This window comes from Paenibacillus sp. J31R109, assembly GCF_059692055.1.
The window spans coordinates 20,581-38,853 of record NZ_JCAUAR010000034.1 but is presented as its reverse complement, the minus strand read 5'-3'; the positions used below and the strand labels follow the sequence as shown (position 1 = coordinate 38,853).

At 47.4% G+C, this 18,273-nt stretch carries 17 protein-coding genes and 1 pseudogene; 7 read left to right on the top strand and 11 right to left on the bottom strand.

Annotation, left to right across the window (positions count from 1 at the left end; translation table 11 throughout):
• Together AC58QT_RS34985 and AC58QT_RS34980 are read left to right on the top strand one after the other, a co-directional pair.
• A pseudogene (locus tag AC58QT_RS34985) lies at positions 1-356 on the top strand (hypothetical protein); the annotation flags it as partial.
• Between the two features lie 5 nt (positions 357-361).
• Positions 362-520 carry a hypothetical protein gene (locus AC58QT_RS34980; protein WP_310501789.1) on the top strand — a complete coding sequence of 53 codons (159 nt, stop codon included), beginning with the start codon at positions 362-364 and terminating at the stop codon, positions 518-520.
• Between the two features lie 73 nt (positions 521-593).
• Here AC58QT_RS34980 and AC58QT_RS34975 read toward each other — a convergent pair whose 3' ends face one another.
• The 10 genes from AC58QT_RS34975 to AC58QT_RS34930 all read right to left on the bottom strand — a co-directional run bounded on the left by AC58QT_RS34975 (position 594) and on the right by AC58QT_RS34930 (position 12,621).
• On the bottom strand, positions 594-1,949 hold the full coding sequence (locus AC58QT_RS34975; RefSeq protein WP_497412963.1) for a dicarboxylate/amino acid:cation symporter: 1,356 nt from the start codon (positions 1,947-1,949) through the stop codon (positions 594-596).
• Between the two features lie 186 nt (positions 1,950-2,135).
• Complete coding sequence (locus AC58QT_RS34970) at positions 2,136-2,984, bottom strand: carbohydrate ABC transporter permease (protein ID WP_497412962.1); 849 nt, start codon at positions 2,982-2,984, stop codon at positions 2,136-2,138.
• Between the two features lie 5 nt (positions 2,985-2,989).
• Entirely contained in the window at positions 2,990-3,904 is a 915-nt protein-coding gene (locus AC58QT_RS34965; RefSeq protein ID WP_497412961.1) for a carbohydrate ABC transporter permease, read from the bottom strand.
• 76 nt (positions 3,905-3,980) lie between these two features.
• Entirely contained in the window at positions 3,981-5,321 is a 1,341-nt protein-coding gene (locus AC58QT_RS34960; protein WP_497412960.1) for an ABC transporter substrate-binding protein, read from the bottom strand.
• A 27-nt stretch (positions 5,322-5,348) separates the two neighbouring features.
• Positions 5,349-6,518 carry an acyl-CoA dehydrogenase family protein gene (locus AC58QT_RS34955; RefSeq protein WP_497412959.1) on the bottom strand — a complete coding sequence of 390 codons (1,170 nt, stop codon included), beginning with the start codon at positions 6,516-6,518 and terminating at the stop codon, positions 5,349-5,351.
• 125 nt (positions 6,519-6,643) lie between these two features.
• Positions 6,644-8,212, bottom strand: coding sequence for a response regulator transcription factor (locus AC58QT_RS34950; protein ID WP_497412958.1), 1,569 nt, complete (start codon positions 8,210-8,212; stop codon positions 6,644-6,646).
• A gap of 4 nt (positions 8,213-8,216) precedes the next feature.
• Positions 8,217-9,944, bottom strand: a complete 1,728-nt coding sequence (locus AC58QT_RS34945; RefSeq protein ID WP_497412957.1) for a sensor histidine kinase — start codon at positions 9,942-9,944, stop codon at positions 8,217-8,219.
• A gap of 114 nt (positions 9,945-10,058) precedes the next feature.
• The gene (locus AC58QT_RS34940; RefSeq protein WP_497412956.1) at positions 10,059-10,835 is read right to left on the bottom strand and encodes a hypothetical protein; all 777 of its coding nucleotides are present in this window, start codon (positions 10,833-10,835) and stop codon (positions 10,059-10,061) included.
• Between the two features lie 439 nt (positions 10,836-11,274).
• Positions 11,275-11,691, bottom strand: a complete 417-nt coding sequence (locus AC58QT_RS34935) for a BRCT domain-containing protein (protein WP_497412955.1) — start codon at positions 11,689-11,691, stop codon at positions 11,275-11,277.
• Positions 11,692-11,772: 81 nt separating this feature from the next.
• Positions 11,773-12,621 carry an inositol monophosphatase family protein gene (locus AC58QT_RS34930; protein WP_497412954.1) on the bottom strand — a complete coding sequence of 283 codons (849 nt, stop codon included), beginning with the start codon at positions 12,619-12,621 and terminating at the stop codon, positions 11,773-11,775.
• 168 nt (positions 12,622-12,789) lie between these two features.
• Here AC58QT_RS34930 and AC58QT_RS34925 point away from each other — a divergent pair, with 168 nt between their 5' ends.
• Positions 12,790-13,755 (top strand): aldolase catalytic domain-containing protein, encoded by a 966-nt coding sequence (locus AC58QT_RS34925; protein ID WP_497287532.1) that lies wholly within the window; start codon positions 12,790-12,792, stop codon positions 13,753-13,755.
• An 88-nt stretch (positions 13,756-13,843) separates the two neighbouring features.
• On the opposite strand, the gene AC58QT_RS34920 is transcribed toward AC58QT_RS34925, so the two are convergent.
• Positions 13,844-14,167, bottom strand: a complete 324-nt coding sequence (locus tag AC58QT_RS34920) for a hypothetical protein (RefSeq protein WP_497412953.1) — start codon at positions 14,165-14,167, stop codon at positions 13,844-13,846.
• A gap of 181 nt (positions 14,168-14,348) precedes the next feature.
• On the opposite strand from AC58QT_RS34920, the gene AC58QT_RS34915 reads away from it, so the two are divergent.
• The 4 genes from AC58QT_RS34915 to AC58QT_RS34900 are packed head-to-tail and all read left to right on the top strand — an operon-like array spanning position 14,349 to position 18,261.
• Positions 14,349-15,443, top strand: a complete 1,095-nt coding sequence (locus AC58QT_RS34915) for a GerAB/ArcD/ProY family transporter (RefSeq protein WP_497412952.1) — start codon at positions 14,349-14,351, stop codon at positions 15,441-15,443.
• A 12-nt stretch (positions 15,444-15,455) separates the two neighbouring features.
• A complete protein-coding gene (locus AC58QT_RS34910; RefSeq protein WP_497412951.1) occupies positions 15,456-16,892 on the top strand; it encodes a spore germination protein in 1,437 nt (478 codons plus the stop codon).
• Positions 16,893-16,915: 23 nt separating this feature from the next.
• Complete coding sequence (locus tag AC58QT_RS34905; RefSeq protein ID WP_497412950.1) at positions 16,916-18,058, top strand: Ger(x)C family spore germination protein; 1,143 nt, start codon at positions 16,916-16,918, stop codon at positions 18,056-18,058.
• The gene (locus AC58QT_RS34900; RefSeq protein WP_497412949.1) at positions 18,058-18,261 is read left to right on the top strand and encodes a hypothetical protein; all 204 of its coding nucleotides are present in this window, start codon (positions 18,058-18,060) and stop codon (positions 18,259-18,261) included. Before AC58QT_RS34905 ends, AC58QT_RS34900 begins: the two co-directional genes overlap by 1 nt.
• Positions 18,262-18,273: the final 12 nt, after the last annotated feature.

Genomic DNA, 18,273 nt, shown 5'->3' with positions numbered 1-18,273 from the left:
GAGTTACAGAGGCGGCACTGCAGCCTTTTCATGCCGTAACTCGATTATTTCGAGTTACAGAGGCAGCACTGCAGCCTTTTCATGCCGTAACTCGATTATTTCGAGTTACAGAGGCAGCACTGCAGCCTTTTCATGCTGTAACTCGATTATTTCGAGTTACAGAGGCAGCGGTGCAGCCTTTTCATGTTGTAACTCGATTATTTCGAGTTACAGAGGCAGTAGAACTGCTTTTTCATGCTGTAACTCGATCAAAACTACAGTTATTTTTGCGTACGAAGTGTCCGCTGATTCAACTTCCACTCAAACGGGTATTATCTCGTATAGATGGCAACCCCCATACCAGTAAAGGGAGCTGAAAACGATGGAACCGATGAAAAGCGTGGACATTGAACAAAAGCGAATTGAGCAGAAATATGACAAAGGACTTGTCGCATCCACTTTTATTCGATATGCAGCGTATATCATTATCACTTTCGGACTGTTGTTTTTCCTTGTCCGGTACGTTTTCCCGTTGTTTTAGCAGGTACATCGTCACAAACCAAAAAGACGAACACACACCTGAGGTGCTGTTCGTCTTTTTGCATGTCTATGGATTAAGCAGTTGCCAATTCTAATTCTTCTTCCTCGTCACGATCGAACGCAGCGCGGTCGAATTCGCCTTCGGATTCAGCTACAAGCAATGCTGTAACTGTCGTACCTGTTGCGTTTACAGCTGTACGACCCATGTCGATCAAAGCTTCAACGCCTAGAACTAGACCCATACCTTCAAGCGGCAAGCCAAGTGCAGTCAATACAACCGTTGTTGAAATGGATGCAGGACCTGGTACACCAGCCACCCCAATGGAGGAGATAACAGCTACTAAGATCAACAATAAGTACTCAGAAATACCTAGTGGAAGATTATAAACTTTTGCTACGAAAATCGCTACGACCGCCGGCCAAACACCACCACAGCCGTTGAAGTTCATCGTTGCCCCAAGCGGTGCCACGAAGCTAGCAATTCGCGGTGATACGCGAAGACGTTTCGTAATAACTTCCAAGTTCACTGGAAGCGTTGCATAGCTACTACGTGTTGTAAATGCAACTGCGATAGTCGGATATGCCTTTTTAAAGAATTTAATTGGGTTAACTTTCGCCACAAGAAGCACTAGTCCACCGAATACCAATACGAAGTGAATAATTAATGCCACGTAGGAAGTCAAAATAATTTTAGCTAATGGCTCCAACGTTTCCCAACCATACTTAGCAGCCATCGCCGCGATCAACGCGTACACCCCATAAGGTGTCAAACGAATAACATACTTAACAACTTGGTGCATAACAGCAGCAGCTGAAGAAATGAACGACTTCACAGATGCTACAGATTCAGGTTTTTTGGAACCAATAGACACGATTGCTACAGCTACGAAAATTGCGAAGATGAGAACCGGTACAACCTTACCACTCGCCATATCGCTAATTGGGTTGGACGGTACCAAATCCAAGATAACTTGAGAGAATGTAGGGATTTCTTTGGCTTTAAAATCCTTCGGAACCGCTTGTGCGATGCCATTACCTGGATCAATCGCCAATGCGACTAGTAGACCGATTACAGCTGCGATACCGGTTGTAAGTAGGAACCAACCAATCGTTTTGAAACCTAGTTTGCGAAGTTGATTCATGCTGGACAACGACGAAATACTATTAATGACAAGAATAAATACCAATGGCATTACAAGCATTTTGATCAGGTTAACGTAAATCGTTCCGATCGTGCTCACACTTTTAAATTGCAGACCCGCCTGATTGAAAATAACCCCCGCGATGATACCAAGTCCTAAACCGATGAATACTCGGTTACCGAAACTGACTCTCTTTCTGCCTAGATAATAAATAAATCCGATCACTACTAATGAAACGATTAAACTGACCCAGTTTGTTTGAAATGCACTAACTAAGTTGTTTTGCATGGTGGACATCTCCTAATCCCTATAAGATAACTCGGTTTAATTGTGATAAATATATGACAACTCACACAGGCTGTCAATGGTTACAATTTCCAGTTATCATAAAAAACCGAACATTCCTCCTATTTATACGAAGGTCGATTCGGCTTTAGATCTTTTTCATAAAAATTTACATGTAATTGCCCTAACTTATCCTTTCAACCCCGTCGTGCTGATCCCTTCAACCATATACTTCTGAAAGAAGGCGAATACGAGCAATATGGGGATAAGCGACAGAACTGACATCGCGAATAAAGCACCCCAATCGGTCTGCATGGTGGGGTCTGAGAAGTTTTTCAATGCCAGTGCCACCGTGGCAAGCTTAGGGGAATTGAGGTATAGCAGCGGACTGAAGAAATCGTCCCATGTCCAGTAAAATTTAAAGATCGACACCGTAATGATGGGAGATATCAGCAACGGAAGGAGAATACGCATCAAAATTCCGAATACGCCGCACCCATCCATTTTGGCCGACTCATCTAACTCCTTCGGAATTCCGCGCATGAATTGAATCAACAGGAAGATGAAAAAGGCTCCGCCGAAAAAAGAGGGAATAATTAATGGTTTGAACGTATTGATCCATCCGAGTTTCTGAAACAGAATATATTGCGGTATCGTCAGCACCTCATGCGGCAACATCATCGTCGTCATCATGCAAGCGAACCAAATGGCTGCTCCACGAAACCGAATCCGAGCGAACCCATAGGCGGTCAAGAGGGATGAAACGACAGCTCCGATGACCGAGAAGAATGTGATAATAATTGAGTTTTTGAAAAATACAGCAAATGAAATCCCTGCAAAACCTTTAAACCCGTTCGTGTAATTCACAAATTTGAATGGGGATGGAATCAATTGATGAGCATGAATGAAGATCTCGCTTGTATCTTTCAGTGAGCTGGACACCATCCAGAGCATGGGATACATCATGAACAGAGCAAAGATGGAAGTGAAAGCATGCATCAGAATTACGTTCAAGCGTCTTTTTCGCCGTGTCAGCATACTATCTATTCCCCTCTCGTTTCATAGTGAACCCAATTACGGGATGTAGCGAACAACGCAGCGGTGAAACAAGCGATCACAGTTAGCAGCACCCAGGACATGGCTGATCCATAGCCCATTTCGTAATAACGGAATGATTTCTCATACACATATAAGGCGTAAAATAACGTTTTATCAAAGGGTCCTCCGCCCGTTACGAGCATGCCCTCTGTAAATACCTTGAAGCCGTTAATAATCCCCATCACTAGATTAAAAAAAATAACGGGCGTTAATAGCGGGAGGGTAATCCAGCGAAATCGCTGCCATGTTCCTGCTCCATCCACAGTTACCGCCTCGTACAGCTCCTTCGGTACCTGTTTCAGTCCCGCAAGAAAGATGAGCATGGCTGATCCGAACTGCCATACAGCAAGCAAAACAAGCGAAACTATTGCTGTTGAGGGATGCGTGATCCACGAGGTTTGAAACGCATGACCGGTTACCGCTGTTAGCAGCGAATTCACTGCGCCTTGTGCCCCAAACAGTTGACGCCACATCACCGCGACAGCGACACTTCCGCCAATCAGAGTTGGCAAATAAAATGCAGAGCGAAATAAGGCAGGTAGCTTTAAGTTCGTATTTAATAGCAGAGCCACAGCAAGAGCGAACAGCAGGCGCAGCGGAACGGCAATAAGTACAAACAGGAGCGTCGCTGTCACCGACTTCCAATACCGCGGATCCTCTGTGAACATTTCCTTGAAATTACGAAGCCCCACCCATTCCGGCGGCGATAATATATCATATCGGGTAAATGCGAGCGCAAGCGAAACGATCATCGGTGCCACGGAAAACAGGATGAATCCAATCAGCCATGGCGAAATGAACGCGTAACCTGCAGCATTGTTATAATCCCGCAGCTTCCTTCCTCGTGCAGGTTGCACCATATTACTTTCCCCCTTCTACTGTACAAAGCGAAAACGCAGGGAGTGCGTTAAGCTCCCCCCGCGCTTCTCTCCACTGTTACTTCCCTTTTGCCAGAATCGCATTCGCTTCTTTACGGAATCGCTTAGCGCCATCTTCTGGCGTGGTTTTTTCAAACAAAATTTCGTCGCTAATGTTTTTGTACACCTTGTTCACTTCCGCACCAGCCGCAGGCTCCGGAGCATCAATCGCTGAGGCAGTTTTCTCCACATTCGTTAAGTAAGTAACGACGCGCTTCTGTGTTTCCGTGAACGTATCTTGGATACCTTGGATGACCTTAGGATTATACGGCATGCCAAAGTAAGCATTCAGTGACTTGGCAGCTTCAATATTATTCGTGTAGAAATCGATGAAGAGTGCGGCTTCTTTCGGGTGCTTCGACGATTTGGAAATGGAATGGAAGAAGGACGGTTTAATGTACATGCCTTTGCCATCGCCCGGATACGGTGCTAACCCTACATTCTTCTTCAATTGTTTTTCCATGATATCGACGTGATTGCTCCAATATCCAAAACCGCCAAATGCGGTCTGTCCCTTCGTAAACGGACCATCCTCCAAGCTCTTTACCTCAAGCTCTGTGCCGAGCGGTGTTATGAGCCCATCCTTTTGCCAACGAAGCTGCTGTTTAAAGAAATCAACAAAGAGTTGATCATCCTCATAGCCAAGTGCATCTTGCCCCTTGCTGAAAAGCGACTTATTATGCTGGCGAAGCCAGACGCTAAAGTGTGACTGGGTCAGGTGCGTATCTCCGAGAATACCGAGCTTATCTTTGAACGTACGTAAATCCTTCTCGTATTGCTCCCACGTATAATTGTCCGTAGGCGGTTTGACGCCAGCTTTTTCAAGCAGTTCTGGGTTATAAAACATAACCAGTGCATTATTGCCGATGTTGATCCCATATTGCTTGTCGTTGAAACGGCCGCCAGCGTTGTGAATTGGGTTGACGCCTTCTAGATTGATTGTTTTATCTTTCAAATAGTCATCCAGCGGCAACAATAAATTTTTGTTAACGAAATTCGTAATTTTCGAGTAATCCATCCGGATCACATCCGGCAAATTATTCGATGCGGCGAGCACGCTCATTTTGTCCCAATAAGCATCGCCTGCATAATATTCGGCCTCAACTTTAATGTTCGGGTATGCCTTCTGAAACAACTGAACAACGGCATTATTCCGGTCTACCGTCAGCTGCGATCCTGCCCAATAAGTCATTCGCAAGGTTACTGGATCTTTAGAAACCGGGGCCTGCGTAGCCCCAGCCGTTGCGGACGTTGTCGCAGCAGTTGTCGCAGCAGGAGCACTAGAGCTGCCATTCGAGCAGCCTGCTAATGCTACTACAGCAGTTAAAGCGAATGTTAAACCTGTTATTTTTCGTTTCATCGTCGGAATCCCCATCCTTTTAGAAAATTATGTACAGTCATTCAATGCCCGTTGTGCCAGCCCATTCACCACAGAATCGTCCATCGGCGGATTGTGCAGACCTGCCCGTACGTCGCGGTACATGCGCTCCAGTGGCAGCGCACGGGATAAACTCGCTGCACCGACAATACGCATCGCTGCATCAACAATGGAGATCGCATGGTTGGTGGCCACATACTTCGCCAGTCCAAGCTCTGGCTTAAGGGATGCGCGCTGCTCCGGCTCTCGATCCCAACGGTCTGCAGTAGCATACAGAAGAGTACGCGCCGTCATCAGCGACACTTCCATTTCACCGATTTGACGCCTAATATTCGGCAGATCGGCAATCGGTCCAGTCAAGCTATTCGGCCGATGATTCAGCGCGAAACGGATGGCAAAATCCCTGGCAGCATAGGCTATCCCGATGTAACAAGCGGGAATATGCAGCAGCCATCCCCCATCGTCAGGCAATCTACCCTTGCGTGGTGATCCAGAGCGGTTTATTAATTTCTCATCTGGCACGAATACATTCTCCAGCACGACGTCATGACTCCCTGTGGCACGCATGCCAAGGGTATTCCATGTTTCTTCCACATGAACTCCCGGCCCGGTTTGAACGAAAAACTCACCGACTTCCTCTGTCCCCTCGATCGCCGCCGAAACCGTAAAGCACGTGAGAATAGGACTTAGTGTGCTATACGTCTTACGCCCGCTCAGCAGCCATCCCTTATCCGTGGCAACTGCCTTCGTTTCCGGTCTTCCGCCACGGCTTGGACTCCCTGTTGCCCGCTCCGACGCTAAGTGATTAATCAGCGTCCCATTGTGAGCTGTTTCACTACACAACCATTCAAACAATGCCTCTGGCCAAGCATGCGTGTTGCGCAGCTGCAGTAATTGGCCAACATGCCAGCCTACCGCAAGTGCCGTTGATCCATCGCCGCGCGCAAGTCGCTCCTGTGCAAGCACAAGCTCGTAAAGCGTTGCCTCTTCTCCGCCATAAATCCGGGGCAGCGTCAGCCGCAAATAGCCTTCATCATGTAGATCCGCGAAATTGGCAAAGGGAAAACTGCCCTCTGCATCATGCTGAGCTGACCGTTCAGCGAAGCGCGCGGCCAATCGATCCGATCGCTCCGCAATCTCTTCTTCCCGACGATTCCGAATCCATCCGTCCTTCGTCATCTCCTTCCCCCTCTCTTTTACGCAAAAACATATGTGAATACTAGGAATTAAATCGAGTATATACCTGATCTCATCAAACCTACATAGAAAAAACCGATACTTTTTTTGTGAAAATCCGAGAGAAATCAACGCGTACTGTGATTCCTCTCTTTTAAGCTTTTTCGATATTCAAGCGGCGAATAGCCTGTATACTTTTTGAAAACATTGCCGAAATACTGCTGGTCACCACCAAAGCCAGAACGCGCGGCAATTTCATACATTTTGCTTTCTGTCTCCGTCGCAATCAATGCCTTCGATTTCTCAATCCGCTGGCGTGTCAAATACTGTGAGAATTTCTCGCCTGTCTCCTTCCGGAACAACCGCCCCAAATACTCCGCGTTCATGAAAATATGCTGCTGTGACAACCATTGCAGTGACAAGTCCTCGTTCCCTAAGTGAGAGGCAATCAACCTCTTCATGCGCAGCACAATGGCTGATCCCCGATTGCTCTGAGTCTCGCCGAAGCGTTCTATCCATTGTTCCATCTCGGAAGCAACGTAGGTTTCAATTTCACCCAGTGTTGGCAGACTCAGTAGTTTGGCCATCTTGCTCTGCAACTCCTCCACAGGGACTTCCTTGAACAATGTGGTCAACAGTTGCAGACACAAGCTCAGCGACGCGTGACGTTCATAACGGGCCGCAGCAAGTGCCTGAACGAAAGCTGCTAATTCGTAGCGCGCCCCCTCTACATCCCCCATACGCAGTGCGGCTGCGATTAATTCCCCGCTCGCTGCCTCAGGTACAGCGTTCCTTGCACGCTGTGGCTCAACAAGCTCTCGCGTGGCAATGCCGCCTGCGCCAAGATAAAAGGCGAAAGCCGCATAGGTCTGCACGTCTTGGTACAGATGCGCTAGCCCCTCCAGCGCCCCCGCTTCGCTGACCGCCATCGTCAGCTGCAAGCCTGGACAGCGGCTCTGAAGCTCATCGCGCAGCCGTGCCCCAGCCGCTAAGGCCTCAGCGAGCCCCGCATCTGCCACTGCCGCAAGCAGCCGATTCCCAGCTACGGCGCTTAGCAACAGCGACCGCCCAGGCCCGCTCTGCGCAGCGGCTATTTCACGAACGCGCAGCTCCTGACAAGCGGTGATTTTCTCCCACTGCACGAAGATGAGGCGAAGCTTCATGTGCCGGTGCAGCTGCATCGTTAAGCGCAGACGCTCAGCGGCGTCCTCCGCTGCGGGCTCCTCGAGCAATAGCGCGAGAAGAGGCTCGCGCTCTGACATTCTTGTGTCTTCCGACTTGCGAGCGGCCACGAGCAGTTGTTCACGGCGACGTGCTTCGTCCAATTCACGGACGAGTTCACTCAGCGCCCTACCGATCTCTTGCTCGTCGCACGGCTTGAGCAGATAATGTTTCACACCCATGCTCATGGCGCCTACAGCAAGATCGAACTCATCATAACCTGACAGCACAGCGAATCTCGCCTCCGGCTGTTGCTCCTTCGTTCGACGGATGAGCTCTAGACCGTCAAGACGTGGCATTTTAATATCCGTCAAAATAATATCCGGTCTCAACGCCTCGATTTGTTCCCACGCTTGAAGTCCATCTGCCGCTGTCCCAATTAACTCAAGTCCAAGTGCCTCCCAGTCCACCGTTCTCGCAATAGCTTCACGAATAATTCTTTCATCATCAACTAATAAAATGGTGTAGGTACTCATCGTTTCACCCCCTGTTTTTCTTCTCTCTTGGCATATTCGGCAAAATCGGCAACACCACACGAATGACTGCTCCCTGTACATGTCCCCGCTCAATCTCAATCCCGTATGTTTCACCAAACCATACTTGTATTCGCTCGTTAATGTTAGATAGACCTATCCCTGTACGATCAGAGGCAGGATCTGTTACCGAATCACCTTTATCCAGTTGCATCTGAATGCCTGGCCCCTTGTCCTGTACAGTCAACACGAGACGATCCTCTTGAATCTGCACAGCTAAACTAATCTCACAACGTCCTGTTTCTGCGTCAACACCATACTTCAAACAATTTTCCACGATGGGCTGCACAATCATCCAAGGCAGATGAAGGTCGAGCGTGTTTTCCGCTATGTCCGTGCAATAAACCAGCCGCTCTTCAAAACGGATTTGTTGAATCATGATGTAGTTGTGTAAATGGGCTAATTCCTCACGCAGCGTAACAAATTCCTTTTGCCTAATCGCGTTGCGCAGCATATCACCGAGCGCCTTAACCATGCGCGCCATATCCGTATGACCGTAGCCTTTTGCCATCCAATGAATGGAGTCCAGTGTGTTATATAAAAAATGTGGATTTACTTTCGATTTCAGTGCCTCGTATTCCGCTTCCTTGAGTTGAATTTGTTTCACGTAGTTTTCTTTAATGAGTGCATCAAGACGCTCTGTCATTTTATCGAAATTACGGTTTAAAATACTAAATTCATCCCTTTTTACTGGGTTTAAGGGTTCACTTAAGGCAAAATTCCCTTTCTCCACCAAGCTAATACGTTGCGTTAACGCTTCGAGTGGACGTGTCATACTGAGCGAGAACCGCATACCAAGCCACAACAATACAATCGCTAGAAAGACATATAAGCCTAGCAGCCAGTTTTTCATCATTTTAACATGACTGAATACCGCATCATAGGGAATGAAATGAACAAAAGTCCAACCTGTATACGTTAAGGTAAACTGCGCGGATAGATAGTTTTTGCCGTCTATTTCAACTATACTGGAGCCGTTCACGCGGGCGGCAGGTAGAGGCAAATCCCGATTGCTTGTAAACAGCACTTTATCGCCGGATGCTACCATCAGCATGGAATCATAGTTCCCATGTCGCTCACTTGAAGCATACATCACTTTCGACGCTTGGATACCGATCATCAAGGTGCCCAAACGCTCAAGGTTCAGATCCGCAATCTCCCGAATATCTCTCACCGTATAAAACGTTTCCTCCCCTTCTTCTCCTCCTACCCAAACACTTGCCCCACCCTGTTCATTCGCAAGTTGTCGATAGCGTTCTTTATTCCGATCATTGATGCTCGCGGCATTGATGCCTGTACTAAGCAAATTACCGCTTAAATCTAAAATTGTAATGGATGAAACAGAGAAATCCGTCTGATGGTAGGTTAGTAGTTTACGTTTCAGTTTGTTCGCGGCATCAAAGCCTTCATAGGTGGAGGGCGACATTTTCATCTTCTTTAAATCCGCTTGCACGTCTGGATCAGCTAAAATTGAAATGGAGAGTTTATCGATCTCCCTTAATTTTTCTTCCATCCTCTCTGAAAATAAATAAAACTTGTCCGTTGCTTCCCGATAAATAATCTGCTCATACAACTGATGTGACTGTTGAACAAACAGCCATGCCAGCCCACTCGAGGCCAGCACGCCTCCTAAAATAAAGATAAAAAGTTTATGTTTTATTTTCCAATTTTTCATAAAATCCCACTGCTCCTCACCAAGCCAAATTATACCACCTAATCCTATCGGTGTCAGTGGTATTAATTGAGTATGCAGCAAGTAAAAAAAGACAAACGTGCACCTCCTGGTGATCTACATGGTATGCTGATCATGGACGATAGCAACGACATACCACTGTGATCCTGTGTATTCAAACACTAGCCGTAAGCTGGTCCAATCCATCCCTTGATACTGCGGATCGAAACCTGGGAAATGGTATTCCACTGTTATATAGGAAGACGCGGGATATACGCTGAACACATTGTTGATCATATTCCCCTTGCCAATCATCGAGTTGTAGCTTATTTGTGGCGCGGCGGCAAAGTTAGCGTTATACACAAATTTTGCCCAATAATTAGGAAATGTGAGATCGATCGGATCACCTGATCCATCAAAAGTCCCCCAATGCGTAAGACTTGGGTTAGCCCAGAGCGATGAAAGATTGCTGCTTTGTACTTGAATATCCGTTGCGGTGTCAATGTAGGAATAGGGTGAGAACTGGACACCTTTCTTCGGATGCACGAGACCTGCGAGTTTCGATATATTTTTCTCTTTCAGAATGGCTATCACTTCTTGGGCACGGGCTTCGATCACTTTCTTCGCATCTGCCGGGGTAGTAAAGCTTGGCGCGGTTGCTGCTGGAGAAGGTTTCGCAGTTGGCTGTGGCGATGCTGGATCCTTCGTGGGCGCAGGTGACCCTGTCGGCGTTGGCAAAGGGGAGGGCGACGGAGTCAAGCTCGAAGTTGGTTGCGTCGTTGGGCTCGGGCTGCTCGAGCCTCCCTGATTGGCCGGTTTCGCACTACAACCTGCCAATACGCTGGCTAGACTGACCACCACTACGGCGGCGACAATCTTCCTCCTACTTCCCATAGGAACCACTCCTTCTTCAACTATCTTCCTTATTACACCAAACGTATGCGGGATGAGAATGGTTACAGATATTTCCTTTACGAATAAAATAAAGTTGATAAAACATGCGGCACTGAGAATGAAGTAACCACGCCGACTCCGAGACTGCAAAAATTGCTCGCTCAGCTGCGCTTCAGCACCCTGCTGCCCCCGAGACTGCAATTTTCGACGTCTCAGCAGCTCAAATCGGCTGGCAGCTACAGCCAGCACGCTCGAGACTGCAAAAATTGCTCGCTCAGCTGCGCTTCAGCACCCTGCTGCCTCCGAGACTGCAATTTTCGACGTCTCAGCAGCTTAAATCGGCTGGCAGCTACAGCCAGCTATTGTCCGCATAAAACAAAAAGAACCTGAGGAGCAAACCCCTCCTCAGGTTCTTTTGTTCAGCTGCCACAGCAGCGGGTTAAATTCGAATACCCGCGCTAAAGTGATTATAGTCATCCGCCGAGGGATCGAAAGCGGCCTCATCATCACTCGGCAGCGCATCGCGATCCGTTACGACCGCGGATGCCGCGTAGCTCTCGGACCAATCCTCATTCACGGTATGTGCTGGAATGCGGATGGAGCCCTCGAGATCATACGCCATCGCGTAGGTCGCCTGTTCGGACTGCACCTGCGGCCGATCTACAAGTCGCCCACCGTGCGACTGGGCAATTTCTATGGCCGAGGTGATCTCCTGCTCATCGAGATGAATGTGCAGCGTTGCACGCTCCCCTTCCAGCAGCTCCGGCTTATAGCCGAGCTCTTCTAACGTGTCTAACGCGAGCAGCGCATCCCGCGTTTGATTGAATTCAAAAAAGATAGGAACAAAGTCCTTCATCTAACAGCACCCTTTCTTTCTTCCTTCAAATGGAAAGTCTGCCATTAGGTTTGACCAATTGTTCCTATCCTATTCGAAAACCTATTCCGCCGTCGTCTTCAGTGCTTCCTGAACGAATTGAAGCAACTCCGCATGGTAGGCCGGAGGGGCAGCAACCAAATAAATAGCGCTGTCAGCACCCTCATTAGGAACAATAGCCGTACCCCCGAGCAACGCAACAGGATTGCCCTCGAAATCCGTCACGGTCACACCAGCCTCCTGCGCAAGCAACAAGCCAGCATAGAGATCTTCCCCTTCGGAGTTGTATAAGACAACGCCATGCAGATCCCCTCTGGCTAGCATCGCCCACACGATAGAGGGGGCCCATACTCGCATCACTCTTTTGACCGAAAATTCCAGATGATGTCGAAGTGCTAATGCCCGCTGATCGTCCTTCGTTACGGCATGCCCTTGTATCCAGGAAACGGTAGACTTCGTCAGCACTCCGCTAGGCCTCGCCAGCAACCGCCGCTCACCCTGCCATGCCCCTTCATCCTGAACAGCCACATAGGTGATTTCCATAGCCGAATCATGAACGACACCCAGCACAATCCGACCTTGGTAGCTTAATGAAATCGAAACGCCGTATAAGGGAATGCCCAACGCGAAATTGTTCGTCCCATCCAAAGGATCGACGTGCCACACCCAATCACTCGCAGCTCCCCCCTCGCCCGCTTCTTCACTATAGATGCGATGCGTGGGAAACACGTTCAGGATGTCCTCTACGATCAGACGGTCCGCCTGCACATCCACCTCTGTCACTAGATCGCCGCGTTCATCCTTGTGCTCAAGAAGGAATTGACCACCGTAACGTTTCTTCGCCAATTCGCCTGCTTTCACAGCTGCACCTACAGCTACTTCTCTTGCCAATGTCCATTCGTTCCGATTCATTCCGCACATCCCCCTAGCGTGATCACTTCTGTCGTTTCTATTTTACCATATCCTGCCTAGAAAAGTTGGTTGATGGCCTACACTTGCATTGACAAGCCACCTGTTCATAAGTGATAATATAGCAAAATCAGAAGGCGACAAGAGCTGTCGAAAGGGGTATTTGCGAGTATGGTAAAGCATCATCAGCACAAGATTTTGGATTGTACGATTCGAGACGGCGGTTTAGTTAACGATTGGGATTTTAGCGTGGAGTTTGTCCAAGACATGTATCGCGGCTTGAGCGCTGCTGGCGTTGAATATATGGAAATTGGTTACAAAAACTCAGAAAAGCTATTAAAAGGCGGCGCATCTGGCCCATGGAGATTTCTGAATGAGTCCTTCTTGCGTGATGTCATTACGAAAAAAACAGATACAAAACTATCCGCTCTTGTTGATATCGGACGTGTAGATGAGAAAGACATTTTGCCTCGTGAAGACAGCTTACTTGATTTGATCCGCGTGGCTTGTTACATCAAGGACGTAGATAAAGGTCTTGAGCTTGTACAAAAATTCCATGACATGGGTTACGAGACGTCCCTGAACATTATGGCGCTTTCCCACGTGATGGAGAATGAACTGACGGAAGCTTTTGAAGAAATCAATAGAAGCCCTGTTGACGTTGTTTATGTAGTAGATTCTTACGGCAGCATGCAATCCAAAGACATTGATTACCTAGTTTCCAAATTCCAACGCTTGCTTCCTGAGAAGGAACTTGGCTTGCATATGCACAACAACATGCAGCTTGCTTTCGCTAATACGCTGACTGGTGCTTCCAAAGGTGTAACTTTCTTGGATTCATCTGTGTACGGTATGGGCCGCGCTGCTGGTAACTGTACAACGGAATTGTTGCTCAGCCACCTGAAGGGAGCACGCTACGATGTACGTCCTGTTCTAGGGCTTATTGAGAAGCACATGATCGCTATGCGTGAGAAATGGGATTGGGGTTACCTCATTCCTTACATGATCGTTGGTGCACTGGACGAGCACCCTCGTACAGCAATGGCATTGCTTGACTCCGCTGAAAGAAATAATTTCACGGACTTCTACGATCGCTTAACTTCCGTAGAAACGTTTCCATCTGCAAGCAAAAAATAAGTAATCAAACACAACACCCCCTACTCGTCAGATCAGGAGTTCTATCTTCTGACTGCGCGGCTAGGGGGTGTTTTTGCATGAGCCATCACTATTTGATAATTTTGGCGGAAACAACATAGTTCCTTGCAGAGGTTCGATCGATTAAGAAAATGAAATCCTCTCCTTCTCTACGACTGAGACTCCTTCTAGGATATACCTCGATATAATCACTATCAATGAGCATCGTACACTTCTCATCCGTATAGATGAAGCCATCTTCTAAGCGTTTTATCGCTTCCATCATGACTTCTGGCGATTTCAGATCTCCAAGAATCTCCACATAGACTTTGGCGGTAGCATCATGATCTTTGAGTAAAATCGCTACCTTGTGTTTGGCTTTGATGCGCACCTTCTTTTTGGGAGATATACTCATAAGTTCTACTCCTTCATTCGTCTATGGAATTATTTTATGTCGGAACCGAGGCAGGTGGACTAGGCTAATGGACATTTTCACTCATCTATCCCAATTGTCCTCCGGTGTTTAAAGGCAAGGAAGGATATTTTTTCCCTAATTTGAAAATAGTAAGATCATTAGCACGTCAGGGGGGTTCTGCGTGATTCAAGTGCTCTCGACATGGCAAACATTCTGCCTTTTGTTTTTATTTCAGCTAGGTACAACGATTGTATTTGGCTTCGCTGGCGGTGCTAAACAGGACGCTTGGTTAGCTGCCTTAATCAGTGCCATGCTCGGAATTAGCATCGTATGGATGTTTACACGAATTTACGAACGCAATCCAGGTGAAACCTTAGTTTCCCTGCTCCAGATAACTTTTGGCAAGTATTTCGGTCACCTAATAACTACACTTTATGTTTTTGCTTTTATTTACGAGGCTGGTCGCATTCTCAGGGATTTAGGCGAGTTGATGGGCACATTTCTGCTCCCTAGTACGCCAGCTCCGTTCTTAATGCTGCTCCTAGTACTTTTGGTTGCTTATGCTTGCTATGCCGGAATTGAACGGATTGCTCGACTAGCTGAGCTCAGTATTATCATCGTTTTATTGTTCACATGTATCCAAGTCATCTTGTTGATTTTCTCAGACGTCATTGACTTCTCGTGGCTGCTGCCAGTTGCATCGGATTGGAAAAGCATTGGCGTAACCGTATTCCCGCTTGGGTTAACAACGACCTTCGGGGAGATTATTGTTTTCACGGTATTCTGGAAATTAACTGTAACGCCTAGCAAGTTTCGCAAAGCTGCACTGTACTCCTCCCTCTTGGTCGGTGCTGTCTTTGTGTTGCTTGATCTCATTGCCGTTAGCACGCTGGGGCCAGACTTGTTCTACCGCTCCTTCTATCCGCTGCTCACCAGCTTTCAATTGATCCGAATCGCTGATTTTATCGATAATCTGGATCCTTTTGTCGTAACAACATTCATTACAGGCGGTCTGTTCAAAATTATTCTGTACGCTTACGCGGCCTGCTCGATGATTACCACGCAGTGGAAAACGGAGAATCATCGGGTCGTGATTATTCCCATCATGATTCTCATCTGGTTTATTTCCATCTATACCGCCAAGAATTTAGCAAGCCATATTTTTGTTGGCCTGAAGGTTGTTCCTTGGGTGATTGAACTCCCGTTATTCGTCGGAGTCCCCTTGCTAATATTGATCTTTAACAACATCTTCAGAAAGCGCATCGTTGAGACCTAAGGAGGAGATCGGATGCAACAAATGCCGGTTGATGAAGCCATCGATATTATCAAGCTGCAAGATGATATCAATCAGCAGCTAGATCATGATCCTGATTTAGTCTTTATGAACATCCGTTCTACGCTCATTGCCTATATCTCATGTTTGGTTGAAACAGATCGGATTGAACGTGAGATTACCAAACCCTTAACAGAAGCACAACCAACAACAGAAACCCTTTCCTCTCAAATCCTGACGCCTGAAATCAAACATACCAATCTGTTCGAGACCTTGATTGATAGTCTGCTCATAGGCTTTGTGATGGTCGCCGAGCAAGGGGAGAAGCAGGTGCTTCTAGCCAACCTAGCTTGTCTGCCTCACCGCAATATTGAGCAGCCTGAAACAGAAACAGGCGTACGTGGGCCAAGAGAGGGATTTACAGAGCATTTAGAGACGAATGTCGCCTTGCTTCGCCGTCGATTGAAAACGGATAAAATGCGAATTAAGACTTGGCAGATCGGCACACTAAGCCAAACGGAAGTACGGCTCATTTATTTGGAAGATATTGCGGATCCAACTATTATCGATGAAATTACGAATCGGTTGTCCGCGATTCATATTGATGCGGTGCTTGAAAGCAACTATATCGAAGAAATGATTCGGGATAACCCCTTCAGCATTTTTCCAACCATGGAGTACACAGAGAGGCCTGACGTGGTGGCAGGCGCGCTCTTAGAAGGCAAGGTATCGATTTTCACCAATAATACCCCTTTCGTTTTAATAGCTCCCTTTCAATTCTGGTCAGCCTTTCAATCCAGTGAAGACTACTATTTGATGTTCACTAGTGCCACCTTCATCCGGTTTATTCGCTCTCTGTCCATCATTCTGGCGCTTCTATTGCCTTCTCTCTATGTGGCCATTACAACCTTCCATCCGGAAATGCTGCCGACGAACTTATTGCTTGCTGTCGCTGGGGCCCGTGAAGCCTCCCCTTTTCCTGCAATGGTCGAGGCTCTTATCATGGAGATTACGTTCGAAGCGCTTCGCGAAGCGATACTTCGCTTACCACGCGTAATGGGACAAACTGTCAGCATCGTCGGCGCCCTCGTTATCGGACAAGCCGTCGTACAAGCGGGCATCGTATCGACTCCCATGGTGATCGTCGTTTCTGTAACGGGAATTGCCTCGTTCATGATTCCTCGCTATAACATGACTTTTTCCATTCGGATTTTGCGCTTATTGCTGCTGTTACTCGCTGGTACGTTAGGTTTCGTCGGCATACTACTCGGGTTGTTTACGCTAGCCCTCTATTTAACGGGTATTCGCTCTGTAGGTGTACCTTATTTGGCGCCAATCGGACCCCTGCGATTAAAAGCCCTGCGGGATTTCATGATCCGTGCGCCACACTGGCTCATTGATCGCGACCACGTCTCAACTTCGCCTGAAGAAAATAAGAAGAGGCACAAATGATGAGAAGAAAAGGATACCTACTCATGACATACTCCTTAATTCTTCTCCTGTTGACCGGTTGCTGGGATCGCAAGGAAATTAATGATATCGCCATCTTGCAGGTTTCTGCCTTTGATCTCATGCCAGATACAGGCCTGTACCGCGGTTATGTTCAAATTGCCATCCCCAAATCGATAGGTGCAGGTCAATTAACAACAAGTGGCGGCACACAGCAAAAGACATACATGCCAGTTGTCCATTATGGCGAAGATATAGATGACATGACCATGAAGCTTGAGCGAAAGCTTTCAAGGGACGAATTGCCTTCACACCGTCGTATTTTCATGGTTGGAGAGACACTGGCTCGTAAAGACGTAGCTCCTGTGATGGATTTAATTTCTAGAAATCCGAAGAACCGATTGCGTACCTACATTGTCATTGCTCGAGACAGCGATGCTAAAAGTCTCATCGAAACCGAGTATCCCTTGGAGGCAACGAAGGAAGAAGCCTTGCGCGAAATCATTGTTAGAAAAATGCAGGTGCCTTCCATGCTTCGTACATTCTATGCTTCCTCCGCGGCTACAGGGATTGAACCTATTGCAGCGGCCTTCTCGAAGGACAAAGACGGTAAAATTCTGCTGAGCAGCATTGCACTATTTTATAAAACCAAGTTAGTCGGCTATGTGGATGACATGCAAGCTGTGGCTCTTACCAGTTTGTTAGGGAGAAAAGCCTTTGGCGACATGTCCGTCACCCTTCCGGATCAGCAAAGTAAACTGTCCGTTCATATCACTAATTTAATTGCTAAGAAACGCGTGGTAGTCACCGACGAGCACCCTCATTTCATTCTGGACATTACAGCTGATGGTCGTATAACGGACAATCGTGCGAAGATTGATCCGAGCGACCCGGCGGTGATGGAGCAGCTCGATGCGTCCTTCCAAGAGAACATAAACCAAGTCTACCAGCAACTTTTCCACAAGCTGCAAAAAACCTACAAGACAGACAGTGCAGGCCTTGGACAATCTGTTTATCGCAAATATCCAAAGCTATGGAAGAAAATCGAGAAGGATTGGCCTGAACTTTTTCCTAATGTGGATGTTCAGATCAAGGTTACCGCGAATGTCTCTCAAATTGGTGGACAAGGACCTCCTTATTACTTAAGAGAGGAAGAGATTAGTCAATAATGTGGCTCAAACTGACCGCACTTACGATTTCCACCATCCTGCTCACCTTCCAGCAAATGTCCTATTGGTCCAAAAAGGGCGGTCGAAAGCAAGCCTACCTCTTCCTGATCTGGATGATCATCGCTTGGGGAATCGGCTGTGCGTTTATCGGCGGATTCCACCTTCCGGAACCTACGAAACCCCTATTCCCTGGTTGGGAATAGACCGTCTCTCCT